The sequence below is a fragment of the Streptosporangium becharense genome (genome assembly GCF_014204985.1).
Taxonomy (GTDB): Bacteria; Actinomycetota; Actinomycetes; order Streptosporangiales; family Streptosporangiaceae; genus Streptosporangium; species Streptosporangium becharense.
The window spans coordinates 1,225,792-1,242,804 of sequence record NZ_JACHMP010000001.1 but is presented as its reverse complement, the minus strand read 5'-3'; the positions used below and the strand labels follow the sequence as shown (position 1 = coordinate 1,242,804).

Sequence of the window (17,013 nt, the reverse complement as noted above, 5' to 3'; positions counted from 1 at the left end):
CGGCCGCCGGGGTTCTCCGGGCGGGGCCGCCCGGTGGGTCAGGAGAACTCGGCGAGCGTGCGCTCCGCCTCCTCCAGCCAGGAACGCCGGGCGGTCAGGGCCTCCTCGGTGTCCTTGACCTCCTTGTCCTTGCCGGCCGCCTGCGCCTTGGCCAGGCGGTCCTCCAGCTGCCCGATCGACTTGCGGAGCTGGTCGACCGTGTTCTGGGCACGGGCGCGGGCCTCGGGGTTGGAGCGCTTCCACTCCGCCTCCTCGGCCTTGCGGACCGCGTCGTCGATCTTGCGCAGCCCGCCCTCCAGGCGGTCGCGCTGCTCCCGGGGAACCGGCCCGGCGGCCTCCCAGCGCTCCAGGATGCCCCGCAGGGTGTTCCTGGCGCTGCGGGCGTCGGAGACCGGCAGGATCTTCTCCGCCTCGGCCAGCAGCTCCTCCTTGACCTCGGCGTTGGCCGCCAGCGAGGCGTCACGCTCGGCGAAGACGGCCGAACGGGCCTGGAAGAACTGGTCCTGGGCGCCCTTGAACCGAGCCCAGAGCTCGTCCTCCACCTCACGGGAGGCCCGGCCGGCGGCCTTCCACTGCTGCATCAGCTCGCGGTAGGCCGAGGCGGTGGCGCCCCAGTCGGTGGACGAGGCGAGCGCCTCGGCCTCGGCGACGATCCGCTCCTTGGTGGCGCGGATGCTCTCGCGCTGCTCGTCCAGCCCGGCGAAGTAGGCCTTGCGCCGCTTGGCGAAGGCCGTACGGGCCGTCGACAGCCGCTTCCACAGGGCCGCCTCGGTCACCCGGTCGATGCGGTCGGCGGCCTTCCACTCCTCGATCAGCTCGCGCAGCCGCTCACCGGCGCTCTTCCAGTGGGTGGTCTCGTCGGCGATGCGCTCGGCCTCGGCGACGATCCGCTCCTTGACGGCCCTGGCCTGCGCGCGAGCCACGTCACGGGCCGCCTTGACCTCCTCGCGGCGCTGGGCGACCAGCTCCGTGAGGGCGTTCAGCCGGCCCAGCAGCGAGTCGAGGTCGCCGACGGCGTGCGCGCCGGTGATCGCGTCGCGCAGCTTGACGATGGTCGCCTCCGCCTGCGCGGGCGGCAGATCGGTGCCGCGGACGCGCTGCTCCAGCAGCGTCACCTGCCCGGCCAGCTCGTCGAACTTGCGACGGAAGTAGGCAAGGGCCTCCTCGGGTTCCCCGGCCTGCCAGGACCCGACGGCCCGCTCTCCCTCAGCCGTACGTACGTAGACGGTGCCGTCGTCGTCTACCCGGCCCCACGGGTCGGTGCTCACCGTGTCCTCCCGCACTTTCATCAGCCTTTCGGGACTGGTTTGTCCCTTGGATGTATTACGTCAGCTCTCGCTGGACATTGTCACGTCTTTGATTTCAACGGTTTCCTTCGGAGCCCCGGTGTCGTCCGGCCCCGGGGTGATGACACCGGCCTTGTTCACCTTGTCGATGATTTCCAGCCCTTTGGTGACCGTACCGAACGGGGTGTAGTCGGGGCTCAGCGGGGCGTCCCCGTACACGATGAAGAACTGGCTGCCGTTGGTGTCGGGTGCGCCGCTGTTGGCCATGGCGACCACGCCGCGGGTGTACTTGGCGCCTTCGAGGTTCTCGCTGAGGAAACGGTAGCCCGGTCCGCCCTGACCGTCGGTCGGGTTCTTGCCGTCGGCCTTGGCCAGCGGGTCGCCGCACTGCAGCACCGGGAACCGCTTGGATCCCATGCGGTGACACTTCGAACCGTCGAAGTAGTCCTTCTCCGCCAGGAAGGCGAAGGAGTTGACCGTGCACGGCGCCTTGTCGGGTGACAGCTTGATCACGATGTCGCCCCGGTTGGTCGCCAGGGTCATCGTCGTGGGCTTGCCGGTGACCTTCGCGGGGGGCATGCCCACGTTCTTGGCCGGGCTGCCGTCGGTGTCGGCGCCGTACCCGCAGGTGCCGCTGGCCGGATCGAACGCCCTGGGCGCCGCGGCCGCCTGCGGCGTGGTCCCGGTGTCGGCCCCCCCGGTCTTGGTGTCGGACCCTCCGAACAGGACGGTCGCGGCGATCACACCGCCCACGACCACCACGCCGGCCACGCTGGTGCCGATGAGCGCGTTGCGCCTGACACGGGCGTCGTGCGCGGCGCGTTCGGCGCGTCGCTGCATCTGCCGCTCGTAGTGCTCGCGCGCCAGCTGCTTCTGGCGCTCCTTGCCGCTCACCGCTTCGTCCTCCCGAGTGCTGGAGTATCACTTAATGAGGTGGGCGAATCGTATCGGCCAACGGGCAATGGTTCGCAGCCCGCCGACCCGCACCGGTACCCTTCGGTTACATTCCCATCCGCATTCTTGACGAGATCAGCTGAGGCAGATGCTCATCGCCGGCTTTCCCGCAGGGTCCTTCCAGACCAACTGTTACGTCGTGGCTCCCGCCGCGGGCGAGGAGTGCGTGGTCGTCGATCCAGGCCAGAACGCCGTCGGCGACCTCGACGACGTGCTGCGCGAGCACCGGCTCAAGCCGGTCGCGGTGCTGGTCACCCACGGTCACATCGACCACATGTGGTCGGTCGCGCCGGTCTGCGGCGCGCGTGACGTCCCCGCGTGGATCCATCCCGAAGACCGCGAGCTGCTGTCCGATCCCGGCAAGGGGCTGTCGCTGTCCACCCGGCAGCAACTGTTCGGCGGCCTGACCTTCGCCGAGCCGGACGACGTGCGCGAGCTCGCCGACGGCGAGGTGCTGCGGCTGGCGGGCATGGAGATCACCGTCGACCACACCCCGGGCCATACCAGGGGGTCGGTGACGTTCAGGCTGCCCGGCGCCGAGGAGATTCCCGACGTGCTGTTCTCGGGCGACCTGCTCTTCGCCGGCTCCATCGGCCGCACCGACCTTCCGGGCGGCGACTACCCGACCATCCTGCGCAGCCTGGCGACCAAGTGCCTGCCGCTGCCGGAGGAGACGGTGGTCCTGCCCGGTCACGGACCACAGACCACGATCGGCCACGAGCGTGCCACGAACCCGTATCTCGCCGAGGCGAGGGCGGTCGCGGGTGCCGGCTTCGCGGGCCCCGGGCACGACCGTGGTCCCGGCAGGGGACTTTAAAAATGAATTTGCAGGCGCCCAAGGGCACCTTTGACTGGCTTCCACCCAGATCCGAGCGGGCGCTCGCCGTGCGCGAGACGCTGACCGCCCCCGTCCGCAGGGCGGGCTACGGCTACATCGAGACCCCGGTCTTCGAGGACACCACGCTGTTCGTACGCGGGGTGGGGGAGTCGACCGACATCGTCTCCAAGGAGATGTACACCTTCGAGGACAAGGGTGGGCGTTCCATCACGCTCCGCCCCGAGGGCACCGCCCCGGTGGTGCGCGCGGTCCTCCAGCACAGCCTGCACACCGGGCGGCTGCCGGTGAAGCTGTGGTACTCGGGCAGCCAGTTCCGCTACGAGCGGGCACAGAAGGGCCGCTACCGCCACTTCTGGCAGGTCGGCGCCGAGGCGCTCGGCGCGGAGGACCCGGCGCTCGACGCCGAGCTGATCCTGCTGGCCGTCGACGGCTACACCGGGCTGGGGCTCACCGGGGTGCGCCTGCTGCTCAACACGCTGGGCGACCGGGAGTGCCGTCCGGTCTACCGGTCCGCCCTCCAGGAGTTCCTGCGCGGCCTCGACCTCGACGAGCCCACCCGGCAGCGCATCGAGATCAACCCGCTGCGGGTGCTCGACGACAAGCGGCCCGAGGTGCGGGCCCAGTTGACCGGGGCGCCGCTGATCGTCGACCACCTGTGCGAGGCGTGCAAGGCCTACCACGAGGAGGTCCGCTCGCTGCTGACCGCCTCGGGCGTGGCCTTCGTCGACGACCCGCGCCTGGTCCGCGGTCTCGACTACTACACGCGCACCACGTTCGAGTTCGTCCACGACGGCCTGGGCTCCCAGTCGGCGGTCGGCGGCGGAGGCCGATACGACGGGCTGAGCGAGATGCTGGGCGGTCCCGCGCTGCCCAGCGTCGGCTGGGCGCTGGGCGTCGACCGCATGATCCTCGCCATGGAGTCCGAGGGGCTGCTCGGGGACGACGTCGGGACGGGCGTGCAGGTGTACGGTGTGCCGCTGGGCGAGGAGGCACGCCGCCGGATGTTCCTCCTCGTCACCGAGCTGCGACGGGCCGGACTGACCGCCGACATGTCGTTCGGCGGCAAGGGCGTGAAAGGCGCGATGAAATCCGCCGATCGCTCGGGGGCGGGCTACGCCGTGATCCTCGGCGACCGCGACCTCGCCGCCGGGACCGCCCAGGTCAAGGACCTGGCCGGTGGCGACCAGACCGCCGTACCGCTCGCTGAGATCGTCATGACGCTGAAGGAGAGACTGGACAAATGATCCGCACGCACGAAGCGGGATCACTGCGCGGAGAGCACGCCGGGCAGCGCGTGACGCTGGCCGGGTGGGTGGCGCGCCGCCGGGACCACGGCGGCGTGGTCTTCATCGACCTGCGTGACGCCTCGGGCTCCGCCCAGGTGGTCTTCCGCGAGGAGGACGACGCGCACGGTCTGCGCGCCGAGTATTGCGTCAAGGTCGTCGGAGAGGTGCGGGTCCGTCCCGAGGGCAACGAGAACCCCGACCTGCCCACGGGCGCGATCGAGGTCGTCGCCTCCGAGGTGGAGATCCTCAGCGAGTCCGCGCCGCTGCCGTTCCCCGTCGAGGGCGGCGTGGGCGTCTCCGAGGAGGCCCGGCTGAAGTACCGCTACCTCGACATCCGCCGCCAGCAGGTCGCCCAGGCCATGCGCATCCGCTCCAGGGCCACCTACCTGGCCCACGAGGTGATGAACGAGCACGGGTTCACCTACGTCGAGACCCCGACGCTCACCCGTTCCACCCCCGAGGGCGCCCGCGACTTCCTGGTCCCCGTCCGGCTCCAGCCCGGCAGCTGGTATGCCCTGCCGCAGTCGCCCCAGCTGTTCAAGCAGCTCCTCCAGGTCGCCGGCCTGGAGCGCTACTACCAGCTGGCCAAGTGCTACCGCGACGAGGACCTGCGCGCCGACCGTCAGCCGGAGTTCACCCAGATCGACGTCGAGATGTCCTTCGTGGAGCAGGACGACGTCATCGCGCTGGGTGAGGCGCTGATCGGGCGGATCTGGAAGGAGATCCTCGGCTACGAGCTGCCGGCGCCGCTGCCCCGGATGACCTACGCCGAGGCCATGTCCCGGTACGGCTCCGACAAGCCCGACCTGCGTTTCGGCCAGGAGCTCGTCGAGATGACCGAGTTCTTCGCCGACACCTCCTTCCGCGTGTTCCAGGCGCCGTACGTGGGCGCCGTGGTCATGCCCGGCGGCGCCTCGCAGACCCGCAAGGAGCTCGACGGCTGGCAGGAGTGGGCCAAGTCGCGCGGCGCCAGGGGCCTGGCGTACGTGCTCGTCGGCGAGGACGGCTCGCTCGGCGGGCCGGTGGCGAAGAACCTCTCGGAGACCGAGACCGCTGGTCTCGCCGCGAAGGTGGGGGCCGCACCCGGCGACGCGATCTTCTTCGCGGCCGGTCCCGCCGCGTCCTCCCGCGACCTGCTCGGCGCGGCCCGGCTGGAGATCGGCCGCCGCTGCGGCCTGATCGACGAGTCGGCGTGGAGCTTCCTGTGGGTCGTCGACGCGCCGATGTTCGAGCCCGTGCACGACGAGGTCGGCCGGCAGACCGGGTGGACCGCGGTCCACCACCCGTTCACCGGCCCCAAGCCCGAGTGGGCGGACACCTTCCAGGACAACCCCGGCGAGGCCCTGGCGTACGCCTACGACATGGTCTGCAACGGCATGGAGATCGGCGGCGGCTCGATCCGTATCCACCGGGCCGAGATGCAGCAGCGGGTCTTCGACGTGCTCGGCATCTCCAAGGAGGAGGCGGAGTCCAAGTTCGGCTTCCTGCTGGAGGCGTTCAAGTACGGCCCCCCGCCGCACGGCGGCATCGCCTACGGCTGGGACCGGGTCTGCATGCTGCTGGCGGGCGGCGACTCGATCCGCGACGTCATCGCCTTCCCCAAGACGGCCTCCGGCTTCGACCCGCTGACCGCCGCGCCGACTCCGATCACGGCCGAACAGCGCAAGGAGGCGGGCGTGGACGCCAAGCCCAAGGCCGAGGCCTGATTCGTCCCGTTCCCGGGCCCTCGGCGGGGTCCGGGCTGAGGCGGACGGCCGGGTCATGACGAGGGGCCCCGGGGGAGTCATCCCCCGGGGCCCCTCGTCGTCTGCGGCCTCGCGTCCTCCCGTGGCGGCCCGGCGTCCTGCGGCGCGGCCTCGCGTCCTGCGGCCCGGTCTCCTCCCGCGCGGCCCGGCGCCCCTCAGAGCGGCCCTGTGCGGCCGGGAGGGGCGGCCGCCTCCGAGGAGGCGTGAGGCGGGCTGCGATCCACGCTCGGTCTTCCTGGGCCCGCTCGGGACCCGGCCCGCCCCGTGCTCCGGCCCTCGCGAGGCTCGACAGCGTTCCGTGCCCGGACGGGGCCCACAGCGCGTCCCCCTCGGCGCCCGAAGCCCCGACGCCCCGGCGGTCCGATGACCGCCGGGGCGTCGGGGGCGTCCGCAGCCGGGGCCGCTGGAGGAACTCGTCCTAGGAGATCCGCACGTCCTTGATGATCAACGGGATCTTGGGGGCGGTGGAGCCGCCGTCACCGGTGATGTCGTCGGGGTTGGTGATCCATCCACCGTTGTAGATCTTCTCCAGGACGTCCATGCCCTTGGAGACGACACCGAAGGGCGTGTACGCCTTGTCGATCTGGTTGGTCTCGTCCGCCATCGAGATCCAGAACTGGCTGCCGTTCTGGTTGCTCGCGTCGACGGGCTGAGCCAGGGCGACGACTCCCTTGGTGTACTGCGCGGTCTCGAGGCTCTCATCGTCGAAGACGTAGCCCGAGCTGCCCTGGCCGTCGGTCGGGTTCTTGCCGTCGGCCTTGGCCTGCGGGTCGCCGCACTGGATCAGGCCGACCCCGGAGTTCTCCGGGGTGGCCAGGCGGTGGCACCTGGTGTCGTCGTAGAAGTTCTTCTTGGCCAGGAAGGCCATGGAGTTGACCGAGCACGGCGCCAGCTCGGTCAGCAGGTCGATCACCACCACACCATGGTTGGTGGTGATCGTCATGGTCTTCGCCTTCAGGTCGGGCTTGGCCGGCGGCATGCCCACCTTCTTGGCCGGGCTGCCGCTGGTGTCCTTGCGATACTCGCAGGTCTTCTTGGCCAGCTCGGCGGGGGAGGGCGGAGTCAACGCCGGGACACTCGCGCTTGCCGTGGGGGTGGGGGAGCCGGAGGCCGCGGTCTTGCCGGTGTCACCGTCGTCACCCCTCGTGACCAGGGTCATCGCCACGACCAGCCCGGCGACGACGACGACCACCGCGGCGACCGCTCCAAGCGTGGCGTTGCGCTTCGACTTCGCCGCCTGTTCGGCACGCTTCGCCTGCCGCTCCTTGTGTTCCCGAGCCAGCTGGCTCTGGCGGTCCTCGGCGCTCACCGCTACGTCCTCCAGGATTGCTGTTACTTGACTACGGACAGGCCGAAAGCGTACCGGCCTCAGCGTGTGCTGTACGTAAGTGACGCAATTCGCCACATGTGCCGATAGGGAGTGACGGGATTTTCTTCACACTCTCCATAACCTGCCCATGGTGGGATCCATACCTGCTGACAACGGAACCCCCCACACCGGAGCCACTCATGTTCGACGAGATCCTCGGCCTCCCCGCCCACCCCCTGATCATCCACGCCGCCGTGGTTCTCACCCCGCTCCTGGCGATCCTCGCCTGCGTCTACGCGCTGGCGCCGCGCACGCGTCCCGTGCTCGCCTGGGCGGTGGTGGGACTGGCCCCGATCGTCCCGGTGAGCGTCTTCGCCGCCAGGGCGAGCGGCGCGGCGCTCGTCGAGAGCCGTTTCTCCTCCGCGAGCGGCGAGTTCGGTGCTCGCATCGCCGAGCACGCGAGCTTCAGCCTTCCGCTGTTGCTGGCCGCGGTCGGCCTGGGGGTGTCCTCGCTGGCGCTGGTCCACATCTCGCGCGCCGACCGGTTCGGCCGCCCGGTCGAGCTGGCCGTCTCCGGGCTGACCGTGGTCCTGGCCCTCGCCGCGCTCTACTACGTGGTGCAGGCCGGGCACACCGGCGCCACCGCGGTCTGGGGGAGCTGAGGTACGCCCCGTTCCGGGACCGGTACCGTCGTCGGCGGCGGTACTGTCTCAGACGTGGACAGCCTGTTCGATTCGGCGGCGGAGGAGGCCCATCGGGGCCAGGAGCCCCTGGCGGTGCGGATGCGCCCCCGGAGCCTGGACGAGGTGATCGGCCAGCGGCACCTGCTGGGCCCCGGCACGCCCCTTCGCCGCCTCGTCGAGGCGGAGGCGCCCATGTCGCTGTTCCTGTGGGGCCCGCCCGGCACCGGAAAGACCACCCTCGCCTACGTCGTGGCGGGCGTCACCGAACGCCGCTTCGTGGAGGTCTCCGCGGTGTCGGCCGGTGTCAAGGAGGTCCGCGCCGCCATCGACCAGGCCAGGCGTGAGCTCGGCATGTCCGGCCGCCAGACCGTCCTGTTCGTCGACGAGGTGCACCGTTTCAACAAGGCCCAGCAGGACGCGCTGCTGCCCGCCGTGGAGAACCGGTGGGTCACCTTCATCGGCGCCACCACCGAGAACCCCTTCTTCTCCGTCATCTCGCCGTTGCTGTCGCGCTCGCTGCTGCTGACCCTGGAGTCGCTGTCGGAGGACGACGTGCGGGCCGTCGTCGAGCGTGCCGTCGCCGACCCGCGCGGCCTGGGGGGGAAGGTCGCACTGACGCCCGAGGCCGCCGAGCACCTGGTCCGGCTGGCCGGCGGAGACGCCCGCAGGTCGCTCACCTACCTGGAGGCGGCCGCGCTGATCGCCGACGGTGAGATCACCGTCGAGGTGGTGGAGCGCGCGGTGGACAAGGCGGCCGTCCGCTACGACCGCCAGGGCGACCAGCACTACGACGTGATCAGCGGCTTCATCAAGAGCATGCGCGGCTCCGACGCCGACGCCGCCCTGCACTACCTCGCCCGCATGATCGAGGCGGGGGAGGACCCGCGGTTCATCGCCCGCAGGATCGTCATCTTCGCCTCCGAGGACGTCGGCATGGCCGACCCCACCTGCCTGCAGGTCGCCGTGGCCGCGGCCCAGGCGGTGGAGTTCATCGGCCTGCCCGAGGGACGGCTCAACCTGGCCCAGGCCGTCATCCACTGTGCCCTGGCCCCCAAGTCCAACGCGGTGATCAAGGCGATAGGCGCCGCCGTCGAGGACGTCCGGCGCGGTGCCATCGGCCACGTCCCCGAGCACCTGCGCGACGCCCACTACGCCGGGGCCCGCAAACTCGGCCACGGCAAGGGCTACCGGTATCCCCACGACTTCGAGCACGGCCTGGTCCGCCAGGAGTACATCCCCGGGGAACTGCGGGAGCGGCGCTACTACCAGCCGACCCGCCACGGCGCCGAGGCCGGCTTCGCCGAGCGCTGGTCCAAGATCCGCTCCTTCGTCCGCGGGGAGCGGGGCGAGACGCGATAGGGTCTTGCCCATTCCGGCCGGGTGAACTAAGGAGATCGGCGCATGCTTACCGCAGGAGAGGTCGCTGGACTGATCGTCGCGATGGCCTGGGCGATCCTCGTCTGCTTCCTGATCGTGGTCCTCGTCAGGCTGGCGCGGCTGCTCACCGAGACCACCAAGATGGTCTCCGAGCTGAGCGAGCGCGTCGTGCCGCTGCTCGAGGACGTCACGGCGGCCGTCGGCGAGACCAACCGCCAGCTGGTCGCGGTCGAGGCCATCACGCGCGACGTGAAGCAGGTCAGCGGACACGTGGCCAAGGTCAGCGACGTGACGCAGAACCTGGTCACCGGTCCTCTGATCAAGCTCGCGGCCCTCACCCACGGTGTCCGTCACGCCCTGGGCGCCCGCAGGCGCGGCAGGCCCGGCCCCCGCGTTCTGGAGAGGCGGCGTCGATGATCCGCAGACTTTTCTACATGGCTCTGGGCGCGTTCGGCGCGGTGTGGGTCATGCGTAAGCTTCAGACACTGCATCCGAACCACCTGGCGCGCCGCGCCGTGCGCAACGCCACCGGGATCCTGGAGCAGGCGCGAGACTTCGCCGGCGACGCCCTGGACGGCGCGGCGGAGCGGGAAACCGTGTTGCGGTCCAGGTTCGGGCTCGACACTGTGGAAAATCCCTATAACTACGACGTAAAGGATGGCCGCTGACATGGAGTCGGCAGAGATCGCCCGCCGCTTCCTGCGCTTCTTCGAGGAGCGTGGGCACACCGTCGTGCCCTCGGCCAGCCTCATCGCCGAGGACCCGACCCTGCTTCTGGTCAACGCGGGCATGGTGCCGTTCAAGCCCTACTTCCTGGGCCAGCAGAAGCCCCCCTACAAGCGGGCCACCAGCGCGCAGAAGTGCGTGCGGACCCTCGACATCGACGAGGTCGGCAAGACCACCCGGCACGCCAGTTTCTTCCAGATGCTCGGCAACTTCTCCTTCGGCGACTACTTCAAGGAGCAGGCGATCCCGTTCGCCTGGGAGCTGCTCACCCGGTCCGAGGCCGAGGGGGGCTTCGGCTTCCCCGAAGATCGGCTCTGGGTCACGGTCTACCTCGACGACGACGAGGCCGCCGACATCTGGCAGAAGAAGGCCGGCGTGCCGGTGGAGCGCATCCAGCGCCGCGACCTCGCCGACAACTACTGGCACATGGGCGTGCCGGGCCCCGGCGGGCCGTGCAGCGAGATCTACTACGACCGCGGTCCCGAGTACGGCCGCGAAGGTGGTCCGGTCGCCGACGAGAACCGCTATCTGGAGGTCTGGAACAACGTCTTCATGCAGTTCCAGCTCAGCGCGGTCCGCACCAAGGTGGACTTCGACGTGGCGGGCGAACTGCCGGCCAAGAGCGTCGACACCGGCATGGGCCTGGAGCGCATGGCGGCGATCCTGCAGGGCGTCGACAACATCTACGAGATCGACACCACCTACAAGATCCTCGACCGGGCCGCCGAGCTCACCAAGTCGCGCTACGGCCGTGACCCGCGGGCCGACGTCTCATTGCGTGTCATCGCCGACCACGTCCGGACCGGCGTGATGCTCGTCGCGGACGGCGTCCTGCCCTCCAACGAGGGCCGGGGCTACGTGCTCCGGCGCATCCTGCGCCGCGCCATCCGCAACCTGCGCCTGCTCGGCGCGGGCGAGGAGCGCTACATGCACGAGCTCACCGCGGTGACCGTCGACGTCATGGGCGAGCAGTACGCCGAGCTCAAGGCCGACGCGCCGCAGATCCACGGCGTGATCGACGCCGAGGAGGCGTCCTTCCTGGGCACCCTGCGCACCGGCACCGCCATCTTCGACGTGGCCGTGGAGGAGAGCAAGCGCAAGGGACGGGGCACGCTCGCCGGCGAGCAGGCGTTCCAGCTCCACGACACCTACGGCTTCCCGATCGACCTGACCCTGGAGATGGCCGCCGAGCAGGGCCTCAAGGTAGACGAGGAGGGCTTCCGCCGGCTGATGAAGGAGCAGCGCGACCGGGCCAAGGCCGACGCCGCCGCGAAGAAGACCGGCAACGCCGACATCTCGGTGTTCGGCGAGATCCTCGAGAAGACCGGCAGGATCGAGTTCCTGGGCTACGACCAGGTGACGGCCGAGTCCGAGGTCGTCGGCATCCTCGTCGACGGGCTCCCGGCCCCCGCGGCGGGTGCGGGCTCCTTCGTCGAGGTCGTGCTGAGCCGCACCCCGTTCTACGCCGAGGGCGGCGGTCAGCTCGCCGACCAGGGCGTCATCCGCACCGGTGGGGCCGAGCTGGAGGTCACGGACGTGCAGTCGCCGGTCTCCGGCGTCATCGTGCACCGGGGCAAGGTCCGCGTCGGGGAGATCCGGGTGGGTGACCAGGCACAGGCCGAAATCGACGTCGAGCGGCGCCGGGCCATCTCCCGCAGCCACACCGCCACCCACCTGGTGCACCGCGGTTTCCGCAACGCGCTGGGCGAGACCGCGGCGCAGGCCGGTTCGGAGAACTCGCCCGGCCGCTTCCGCTTCGACTTCACCGCGGCCGGGGCCGTCTCGCCCAGCGTGCTGCGCGACGTCGAGGACGAGGTCAACGCGGTTCTGATCAACGACCTGAGGGTCAACGCCTTCCACACCTCCCAGGCCGAGGCCCGCGCGATGGGCGCGCTGGCCCTGTTCGGTGAGAAGTACGGCGACACCGTCCGCATCGTCGAGGTCGGCGACTACTCCCGTGAGCTCTGCGGCGGCACGCACGTCGCCAGCTCTGGGCAACTGGGCCTGGTGAAGGTGCTGGGCGAGGCGTCGATCGGCGCGGGCGTGCGCCGGGTGGAGGCCCTGGTCGGTCTGGACGCCTTCCGCTTCCTGGCCAAGGAGAGCGTGCTCGTCGCCCAGCTGTCGGAGCAGCTCAAGGCCCGCCGCGAGGAGCTGCCCGAGCGGATCGAGGGCATCGTCACCCGGCTGCGCGCCGCGGAGAAGGAACTGGCCGGCCTCCGCTCGGCCCAGGTGCTGGCCGCGGCGGGAGAACTCGCCGCGAACGCCCGTGACCTGCAGGGCGTCTCCGTCGTGACGCACCGCGCGCCTGATGGCACCTCCCCCGACGACCTGCGTAAGCTCGCGCTTGACGTGCGCGGCCGTTTCCCGGGCGACCGCGCCGCGGTGATCGTCGTCGCCGGTGTCCCCGGTGACCGGCCGGTCGTCGTCGCCGCGGTCAACGAGGCGGGACGCGAGCGCGGCCTGAAGGCGGGCAGGCTGGTCGGTGTCGCCGCGAAGGCGCTCGGTGGCGGCGGTGGCGGCAAGGACGACGTCGCCCAGGGCGGTGGTGTGCGTCCCGAGGCGATCGACGAGGCGCTCGGCGCCGTCGGGCAGGCGATCGCCCAGACGCTCGGCTGACGATCGACGACGCCCTCGTACCGTCCGGCAGGAGGGTGGAGCAGAGATGATGAGAGACGGCGTTCGACTGGGTGTCGACGTCGGCTCGGTCCGCATCGGCGTGGCCCGCAGCGACCCCTCGGGGCTGCTGGCCACGCCGGTGGAGACCGTCCGGCGCGGCAAGGGGGATCTGGACCGGCTCGCGGAGCTCGCCGCGGAGTACGAGGTCGTGGAGGTCGTGGTCGGGCTTCCCACCTCGCTCTCCGGTCGTGAGGGAGCGGCGGCGGAGGCCGCCCGTGACTTCGCCGACCGGATCTCGCGCAGGCTCGCGCCCGTTCCGGTACGCCTGTTCGACGAGCGGCTGACCACGGTCACCGCTCAGCAGGGCCTGCGGGCCAGCGGGGTGAAGGCGAAGCGGCAGCGCGGCGTGGTGGACCAGGCGGCGGCCATCGTGCTGCTCCAGGCGGCGCTGGACGCCGAGCGGGCGACCGGCCGTCCTCCGGGCAGGCCGGTCGGGCCTTCGCCCCAGGCCGGCCCCGGTGAGGACCCGGGGCGTGAGGTCCCGGGTCCGCGCGGCGGCGCCGGGCCGGAGCCGAGCGGCGGGAACGCCCGGTGAGTCGCCGGTGTCCCGTGCGGCCGCCGGCGGCCGGTGTCCCCTGTGCGGAGGGCGGGCATGCCGCGGACCGTTCGAAGATCGCTAGAGTGAGCTGCGACCGGACCGAGGACCGGCCGGCGCTCCGGCCCGGTACGACGGCGTCGCGCGTCAGGGATCGCGGGGTTCCACCGCCGCCCGGAGCCGCCGCGACGCGCCTTCCACGCGATATCCGCCTCAGGATCGGCTCCCTGTCCGCACCCGTTGCCAGGCCAGGGAGAAGGCGTTGATCGAGGTGTTTGAGGCGGACCGAGGTGATAAGTCCTGGTTTGTCGTGACCACTCCGGCGCATAGAATCACGAAATTCACTGACAAAGAGAGTGGGTTTGTGAGATACCGGGAACAGCTGAACAGATACCTCGGGAGGCGTTGATGCCCGGCGGAACACCCCCCGTTCCGTCGCATATGGCGACCCGCACCGACGGGCCGGACGATCCTTCGGGATACGAGACCTCCGGCCGGGTGTCTTCCTTCGGTTTGGCACACCCGCTTGACGCCAGGCCGCCCCAACCGGGAGATTGGCCGACGTATCTATGAACGATCTGGATATGGACTTCCTGGTCGGCTCCGACGACGACGGCGATCGGTCGGGCCGCAAGTCTCGCGCATCCTCGGGGCGGCGTGGCCGCCGCAGGAGGCGCCGCCGCAACCGGGGAGGGTTCCTCGCCCCCATGCTCGCGGTCATCGTCCTGCTGGGTGGCATCGGCGCGGCGGGTTTCTATGGCTACCGCTGGGTCAACGACGCGATAACCCCCGACGACTACACGGGCCGGGGGACCGGCGAGGTCGTCGTGGAGATCAAGGACGGCCAGAGCGCCACCGAGATCGCGCAGACCCTCGAGGAGAAGGGTGTGGTGAAGAGCGCGAGGGCCTTCACCGACGCCGTGGCCCAGGCGGGCAAGAGCTCCTCCCTGCAGCCGGGTGAGTACACCATGCGCAAGCAGATGGCCGCCGCCGAGGCGGTCAAGCTCCTCGACCCGGAGAAGCGACTGCTGGAGCGGGTCACCCTCAAGGAGGGGCTGCGCCTGAACGACACCCTCAAGAGGCTCGCCGAGGCGACCGGCAAGCCGCTGCGGGAGTTCCAGCAGGCGGCGAAGAAGACCCGTGACCTCGACCTGCCCTCCTACGCCGGGGGCAAGCTGGAGGGGTACGCCTTCCCCGCGACCTATGACATCACCCCAAAGATGACGGCCACCGACATCCTGAGCCTGATGGTCGACCGCTTCCAGCAGACCGCCAGCAAGGACGACCTGCAGGCCAAGGCCAAGCGGCTCGGACGCACCCCGCACGAGATCATGACGATCGCCAGCATCGTCCAGGCGGAGTCGGGCAGCATCGACGACATGGGCAAGGTCGCCCGCGTCATCTACAACCGGCTCGAGAACAAGCCGGCGCTCGACGGCGCCACGCCGCGCCTGCTCCAGATGGACAGCACAGTGATGTACGGGCTGAACAAGTACGGCATCTCCGCCACCCACAAGGACCTGGAGAGCACCTCGCCCTACAACACCTACAAGTACGAGGGCCTGCCCCCGGGCCCGATCGCCAACCCGGGCGACCACGCCATCCAGGCGGCGCTCAACCCCACCAAGGGCGGCTGGATCTGGTTCGTGACCACCGACCCGAAGCGGGGCATCACCAAGTTCACCGCCTCGGAGTCGGAGTTCTTCAAGCTCAAGGCGGAGTTCGAGCGGAACCGGGCGGCGGGCGGATGAGGGCGGCGGTCCTGGGGTCGCCGATCGTCCACTCGCTCTCCCCGTACCTGCACCGCGCCGCCTATGAAGCGCTCGGTCTGCGCGACTGGCACTACGAGGCGATCGAGTGCGACGAGGCCGCCCTGCCCGGTCTCCTCGACGGGCTGGGCGGCGGGTGGGCCGGGCTCTCGCTGACCATGCCGCTCAAGCGGGCCGTGCTGCCGCTGCTCGACTCCGTCTCGGAGCTGGCGGTCCGGGTGGGCGGGGCCAACACCGTGGTCTTCTCGGACGGTGCCCGGCACGGCGACAACACCGACGTGTACGGCATCGTCCGGGCGCTCGCCGAGGCGGGTGTGGCCCCGCCCGGGACGGCGACGGTCCTGGGCGGGGGGGCCACGGCGTCCTCCGCGCTGGCGGCCCTGCGCGAGCTGGGCCTGGGCGAGGCGACCCTGGTGGTGCGCACCCCGGCCAGGGCCAGGGAGACCCTGGAGGCCGCCGAGCGGCTGGGCGTGGCCCTTCGGGTGCTGACCTTCGACAGGTTCGACACCGCGCCGGAGACCGACCTGGTCGTCTCGACCCTGCCCGCCGGGGCGGCCGACGGCCTCACCGGTCTGCTGGCGGGCGTGCCCGCCCTCTTCGACGTGGTCTACGCCCCCTGGCCGACCCGCCTGGCCGCGGCCGTGGCGGAGCGGGGCGGCATCGTCGTCGGTGGCTTCCCCATGCTCCTGCACCAGGCGGTGCGTCAGGTGGAGATGATGACCGGCCGCGCCGACGTGCCGGTGGAGGCCATGCGCGCCGCGGGCAAGGCCGAGATCGTCAGGCGCGCCGCCCCGGCGGGCTAGCACCCCCGCCGGGGAATGATTCCGGGTGAGCGGGTAGTTGTGGTAGTGTAACGACTCGATCGGTCCGGCATGCCTGCTGGACGCGCAAGCGGAGGTCGTTCTCCCACCTCGTCGGCCGCAAGGCTGACAGGTCAGGATCACACCGGGTGAAACCGGTAAGAGCTTACGGCGTAAGCCTTCGAGTTCGGTGGCCCCGCATGCGCGACGTGTGGGGCATTTCGCGTTGAAGGGCCCAGGCAGGGCGCGCATCGCGCGATCTCCCGGCACGATCGAGCATGTTGCGGACGTTCGAAGGAACGGCCGCGGATCGCAACCTAGGAGGCCCCATCAGCGCCGAGCCCCGCATCAATGACCGTATTCGCGTGCCCGAGGTCCGCCTCGTCGGCCCGAACGGCGAACAGGTGGGTATCGTCTCCATCGGAGACGCCCTGAAGCTGGCTCAGGAAGCCGACCTCGACCTGGTCGAGGTGGCGGCCACGGCTCGCCCGCCGGTGTGCAAGCTCATGGACTACGGCAAGTTCAAGTACGAGTCCGCGATGAAGGCACGCGAGGCGCGCCGTAACCAGGCGTACACGATCATCAAGGAGATCAAGCTCCGGCCGAAGATCGACCCGCACGACTACGAGACCAAGAAGGGTCACGTGGTGCGGTTCCTCAAGGCCGGTGACAAGGTCAAGGTCACGATCATGTTCCGCGGGCGGGAGCAGTCCCGGCCCGAGCTGGGTTTCCGGCTCTTGCAGAGGCTGGCGGAGGACGTGACGGAGCTGGGCTTCGTCGAGTCCCAGCCCAAGCAGGACGGCCGAAACATGATCATGGTGATCGGCCCGCACAAGAAGAAGGCCGAGGCCAAGGCTGAGAAGGCCGCGGCCAAGGTGCGACAGGACGAGAGCTCCTCGGGTGACGAGGCGTCCGTCGAAGAGACGGTGTCCGCTCCGCAGGAGTGACTCGCATAGCCTGAACACTCAGGCAGTCGCGAGACGAAGCCGAGACCGGGTCCGGTCTCGCAGTCAGGCATGCCCTTGACTC

14 protein-coding genes and 1 pseudogene are annotated in these 17,013 nt (G+C 70.4%); 12 read left to right on the top strand and 3 right to left on the bottom strand.

Annotated features, from left to right (window positions below):
- Positions 1 to 38: 38 nt before the first annotated feature.
- Both F4562_RS05410 and F4562_RS05405 read right to left on the bottom strand, forming a co-directional pair.
- Positions 39 to 1,289, bottom strand: coding sequence for a DUF349 domain-containing protein (locus F4562_RS05410; RefSeq protein ID WP_184547774.1), 1,251 nt, complete (start codon positions 1,287 to 1,289; stop codon positions 39 to 41).
- A 39-nt stretch (positions 1,290 to 1,328) separates the two neighbouring features.
- Positions 1,329 to 2,180: a peptidylprolyl isomerase gene (locus F4562_RS05405; protein WP_184547772.1), complete on the bottom strand. Its 852-nt coding sequence runs from the start codon at positions 2,178 to 2,180 to the stop codon at positions 1,329 to 1,331.
- 148 nt (positions 2,181 to 2,328) lie between these two features.
- Here F4562_RS05405 and F4562_RS05400 point away from each other — a divergent pair, with 148 nt between their 5' ends.
- Genes F4562_RS05400 through aspS form a run of 3 tightly spaced genes read left to right on the top strand, consistent with a single transcriptional unit; the run spans position 2,329 to position 6,070 of the window.
- Positions 2,329 to 3,057 (top strand): MBL fold metallo-hydrolase, encoded by a 729-nt coding sequence (locus F4562_RS05400; protein WP_184547770.1) that lies wholly within the window; start codon positions 2,329 to 2,331, stop codon positions 3,055 to 3,057.
- A 2-nt stretch (positions 3,058 to 3,059) separates the two neighbouring features.
- Positions 3,060 to 4,322: a histidine--tRNA ligase gene (gene hisS / locus F4562_RS05395; RefSeq protein ID WP_184547768.1), complete on the top strand. Its 1,263-nt coding sequence runs from the start codon at positions 3,060 to 3,062 to the stop codon at positions 4,320 to 4,322.
- Entirely contained in the window at positions 4,319 to 6,070 is a 1,752-nt protein-coding gene (gene aspS / locus F4562_RS05390; RefSeq protein WP_184547766.1) for an aspartate--tRNA ligase, read from the top strand. The genes hisS and aspS overlap by 4 nt, the downstream gene beginning before the upstream one ends.
- A gap of 457 nt (positions 6,071 to 6,527) precedes the next feature.
- Here the strand turns inward: aspS and F4562_RS05385 are convergent, their stop codons facing one another.
- A complete protein-coding gene (locus F4562_RS05385; RefSeq protein WP_184547764.1) occupies positions 6,528 to 7,418 on the bottom strand; it encodes a peptidylprolyl isomerase in 891 nt (296 codons plus the stop codon).
- 200 nt (positions 7,419 to 7,618) lie between these two features.
- Here F4562_RS05385 and F4562_RS05380 point away from each other — a divergent pair, with 200 nt between their 5' ends.
- The 9 genes and pseudogenes from F4562_RS05380 (at position 7,619) to infC (ending at position 16,931) form a co-directional block, all read left to right on the top strand.
- Entirely contained in the window at positions 7,619 to 8,080 is a 462-nt protein-coding gene (locus tag F4562_RS05380) for a hypothetical protein (protein WP_184547762.1), read from the top strand.
- Between the two features lie 54 nt (positions 8,081 to 8,134).
- Entirely contained in the window at positions 8,135 to 9,460 is a 1,326-nt protein-coding gene (locus F4562_RS05375) for a replication-associated recombination protein A (RefSeq protein WP_184547760.1), read from the top strand.
- Between the two features lie 42 nt (positions 9,461 to 9,502).
- Complete coding sequence (locus tag F4562_RS05370; protein ID WP_184547758.1) at positions 9,503 to 9,895, top strand: DUF948 domain-containing protein; 393 nt, start codon at positions 9,503 to 9,505, stop codon at positions 9,893 to 9,895.
- Positions 9,892 to 10,146 carry a hypothetical protein gene (locus tag F4562_RS05365; protein WP_184547756.1) on the top strand — a complete coding sequence of 85 codons (255 nt, stop codon included), beginning with the start codon at positions 9,892 to 9,894 and terminating at the stop codon, positions 10,144 to 10,146. The genes F4562_RS05370 and F4562_RS05365 overlap by 4 nt, the downstream gene beginning before the upstream one ends.
- A gap of 1 nt (position 10,147) precedes the next feature.
- Complete coding sequence (gene alaS, locus F4562_RS05360) at positions 10,148 to 12,820, top strand: alanine--tRNA ligase (RefSeq protein ID WP_184547754.1); 2,673 nt, start codon at positions 10,148 to 10,150, stop codon at positions 12,818 to 12,820.
- A 49-nt stretch (positions 12,821 to 12,869) separates the two neighbouring features.
- A pseudogene (gene ruvX / locus F4562_RS05355) lies at positions 12,870 to 13,322 on the top strand (Holliday junction resolvase RuvX); the annotation flags it as partial.
- A gap of 662 nt (positions 13,323 to 13,984) precedes the next feature.
- Positions 13,985 to 15,166, top strand: coding sequence for an endolytic transglycosylase MltG (gene mltG, locus F4562_RS05350; RefSeq protein WP_184547752.1), 1,182 nt, complete (start codon positions 13,985 to 13,987; stop codon positions 15,164 to 15,166).
- A complete protein-coding gene (locus tag F4562_RS05345) occupies positions 15,163 to 15,987 on the top strand; it encodes a shikimate dehydrogenase (RefSeq protein WP_184547750.1) in 825 nt (274 codons plus the stop codon). Before mltG ends, F4562_RS05345 begins: the two co-directional genes overlap by 4 nt.
- Before the next feature lie 275 nt (positions 15,988 to 16,262).
- A complete protein-coding gene (gene infC / locus F4562_RS05340) occupies positions 16,263 to 16,931 on the top strand; it encodes a translation initiation factor IF-3 (protein WP_184547748.1) in 669 nt (222 codons plus the stop codon).
- Positions 16,932 to 17,013 lie beyond the last annotated feature (82 nt).